Origin of the sequence: Luteibacter sp., from assembly GCF_051958795.1 — a bacterium.
In the GTDB taxonomy this organism is placed as follows: Bacteria; Pseudomonadota; Gammaproteobacteria; order Xanthomonadales; family Rhodanobacteraceae; genus Luteibacter.
Window position 1 is genome coordinate 1 of record NZ_JBQCFT010000300.1, and the last position, 3,171, is coordinate 3,171.

General features: G+C 69.1%; 3 protein-coding genes. All 3 read left to right on the forward strand.

The window, feature by feature from the left end:
* The first annotated feature begins 149 nt into the window (after positions 1-149).
* The 3 genes from ACTHLF_RS15650 to ACTHLF_RS15660 all read left to right on the forward strand — a co-directional run bounded on the left by ACTHLF_RS15650 (position 150) and on the right by ACTHLF_RS15660 (position 2,975).
* Positions 150-1,193, forward strand: a complete 1,044-nt coding sequence (locus ACTHLF_RS15650) for an ABC transporter permease (protein WP_440328395.1) — start codon at positions 150-152, stop codon at positions 1,191-1,193.
* Complete coding sequence (locus ACTHLF_RS15655; RefSeq protein WP_440328396.1) at positions 1,190-2,107, forward strand: ABC transporter ATP-binding protein; 918 nt, start codon at positions 1,190-1,192, stop codon at positions 2,105-2,107. The genes ACTHLF_RS15650 and ACTHLF_RS15655 overlap by 4 nt, the downstream gene beginning before the upstream one ends.
* A gap of 154 nt (positions 2,108-2,261) precedes the next feature.
* On the forward strand, positions 2,262-2,975 hold the full coding sequence (locus ACTHLF_RS15660; protein WP_440328397.1) for an ABC transporter permease: 714 nt from the start codon (positions 2,262-2,264) through the stop codon (positions 2,973-2,975).
* The last annotated feature ends 196 nt before the right edge of the window (positions 2,976-3,171 follow it).

The window sequence follows — 3,171 nt, forward strand, 5'->3', positions numbered from 1 at the left end:
CCCACCCTGTGGGCGACGCCGTTCGCCCAAAGGCGACAGGTCCTGGAGCGCTCCGCGAACCGCGTCGCCCACAGGGTGGGCTCCTACATTCGCCGGGGCGGCTTCCGGTGGTTGTGCTTTGTGCCGTGGGACTTGCTGCGGCGGTTGGCTTGGCGTTCCTGCATGTCGCGCCGAATCGCCTGCTGAGCGGGCACCCTGCGAGTCCACACATCGCGTTGCTGGCGGTAGCCTGGCTGCTCGCGGGCGCGGCGGGCTTCTGGCGTGGTGGCGCCCTCGTTGCCGGGTTGTTGACGATCGGGCTGCCCTTCCTCGCTGCACACGACGCCACGCAACTCCTGCAACAGGCAACGCCAACGACGCGTATTCAACTCGGTGCGGGCTTCTGGGTGATGTGGCTGGCGGCAGCGCTGCTCCTGCTGGACCGCCTGCGCCACCTGCGTATCGCGTGGCGCACAGCGGCTTGGATATGCGTGGCAGCGGTGTTCGTTACCGGCGCGGCGGTCGGCGCGTTCCACGATATCGGCCTCGTCCGCGAGTGGCGCGCACAGCGCGGCGCCTTCGCCGATGCGCTCGCGACGCACGTGACGTTGTCGCTGGTGACGCTCGGTATCGCGCTTGCCGTGGGTGCTCCGCTTGGTTACATCGCCTGGCGCAAGCGCCGGACGGGTGGGGCTCTGCTCGGCGTTCTCGCGTTCCTGCAGACGGTGCCGTCGCTTGCCTTGTTCGCCTTGCTGATTGGCCCGTTCGCCTGGCTGGCGCGCGAGTGGCCTGCGCTGGGCGCGCTCGGGTTCGGTGGAACCGGTGCAGCGCCCGCGGTGTTCGCCCTCGTGCTTTACGCCTTGCTACCAGTCGTCCGCTACACGGCGGCTGGCCTCGACGCGGTGCCGGGCGATACCCGCGAAGCCGCACGCGGCCTGGGCATGACCCGCGGCCAGGTATTGCTTCGAGTGCAGCTCCCCCTCGGCTGGCCGGTCCTTCTCGCCGGCTTGCGCATCGTCGCGGTGCAGACCATCGGCCTCGCGGCGGTCGCCGCGTTGATCGGCGCGGGTGGCCTCGGCCGCTTCGTCTTCCTCGGTATCGGCCAGGGCGCGACGGACATGGTGCTGTTGGGTACGCTGGCGATCATCGCGCTGGCCCTCGCCGCCGATCTTCTTTTCCAGGGCCTGCTGGCCATGAACGAGCGCCGCGCATGATCGAGTTCGACCACGTCCACAAGGCCTTCGGCGATCACGTGGTGATCGAAGACCTCTCGCTGCGCGTGGCGGACGGCGAGTTCTTCGTCCTCGTCGGGCCCTCGGGCTCTGGCAAGTCCACGTTGCTGCGCACGGTGAACCGGCTGACCCATATCGATCGCGGCCGCGTGCTGGTGGATGGCAAGGACGTCGCGACCCAGCCGATCGAGACGCTACGCCGTGGCATCGGCTACGCGATCCAGTCGGTGGGCTTGTTCCCGCACCGCACCGTTGCCGAGAACATCGCGACCGTGCCGCGCCTGCTGGGCTGGTCGAAGCGCGACATCGATGCGCGTGTCGCCGAGCTGATCGACCTGCTGAAGCTGGATGAGCCGGGCATGGCCGAACGCTACCCCGATACGCTTTCGGGCGGCCAGGCACAGCGCGTCGGCGTGGCGCGGGCGCTCGCGGCACGACCGAAGATCGTGCTGATGGATGAGCCGTTCGGTGCGCTGGATCCGTTGACGCGTGAATCGCTGCAGGCCAGCGTGAAGGCGATCCAGCGCGATACCGGTACGGCGATGCTGTTTGTCACGCATGACATGGATGAAGCCTTCCTCCTCGGCGACCGCGTGGGCCTGATGCTGGATGGCCGGCTCGCCCAGGTCGGCACGCCACTCGAACTCATCCGTTCACCGGCGGATGACCGGGTGAACGAATTCGTCGGTGGCACGCGCGCGTACCTGCGCGAGCTGGCGGTGCGTAACGTGCGCGACAGCGTGCGCCGCGACGAACACGCGGAAGGCGAACCCATCCCTGCGCAGTCCACGCTGCAGGAAGCACTCGGCGCGATGCTCGCCCAACGCCGCGACCGCCTGCCCGTAGAAGGCGGCGGCGCGATCCTGCTGACCGACATCGTGGCAAGACCGCGATGATGACCGCCCGGCCTAACCTGGCGGGCGGGCGAACGTCGTCCACCGTAGGAGCCCACCCTGTGGGCGACATCTCTCGCCCCGAGGCAACAGAGCCTGTGGCGTTATCGCTAACGGCGTCGCCCACAGGGTGGGCTCCTACGATGGCGGGATTGTCGTGAGGGCGTTTTTTCCGGTCCTGGTCCTTTGCGTTTTGCTAGTGCTGCTTCCACATGCCGGCCCGCTGTTCCACGCGTGGCTACCTGAGCTTTCGCACCCGGTGTACTGGCGAACATCCTTCGCCGAACTGACCCTGGCACACGCCGCACTCGTCGCAGCGGCCACGCTGATTGCCGTGGTCGTGGGCCTGCTGCTTGGCATCCTCGCCACGCGCCCGGCGGGCCGTTCGTTGCTGCCGACGGTGCGTGCGGTGGCGGTGATCGGCCAGACCTTCCCGCCGGTGGCGGTGCTGGCGATCGCCGTACCGCTGCTTGGCTTCGGCGCAGCGCCTACGCTGTTGGCGTTGACGCTGTACGGCGTGTTGCCGGTGCTCGGGCAGACGGTGGCCGGCATCGACCAGGTGCCTTCGAGCGCGCTGCACGCAGCGGACGGCATGGGCTATGGCCGCTGGCGCCGCTTATGGGAAGTGGAACTGCCGCTCGCGGCGGGCCCGATCATGGCAGGCATCCGGTTATCGGCGATCGTGAGCGTCGGCACCGCGACGATTGGCTCCGCGGTGGGCGCGGCGACGCTGGGTGCGCCGATCGTCGAAGGCCTCGTCGGCAACAACACGGCGTACGTGGTGCAGGGCGCGTTGCTCGTTGGCGCGCTGGCGCTGTCGGTTGATGGGCTGTTGGGCGTGGTCGAAAGGCGCATCCGCCGCCACGCCTGAAGCATCGGATGGTAGGAGCCCACCCTGTGGGCGACGCCGTTCGCCCAAACGCCACAGAGCCTGTGGCTGTTCCGCGAAAGATGTCGCCCACAGGGTGGGCTCCTACGGGGGGGGCGCGCCGGAGGTGGCGCCCCGGGGGGCGTACCAGATCTTCACCCCCGGCGTCGGGGCGAGGGCGCGCGTCTGCCCGGCCGGG

Bases quoted from the DNA above. Each gene is read 5' to 3' on its own strand.
- ACTHLF_RS15655 (WP_440328396.1), top strand. From the start codon at position 1,190: ATGATCGAGTTCGACCACGTCCACAAGGCCTTCGGCGATCACGTGGTG.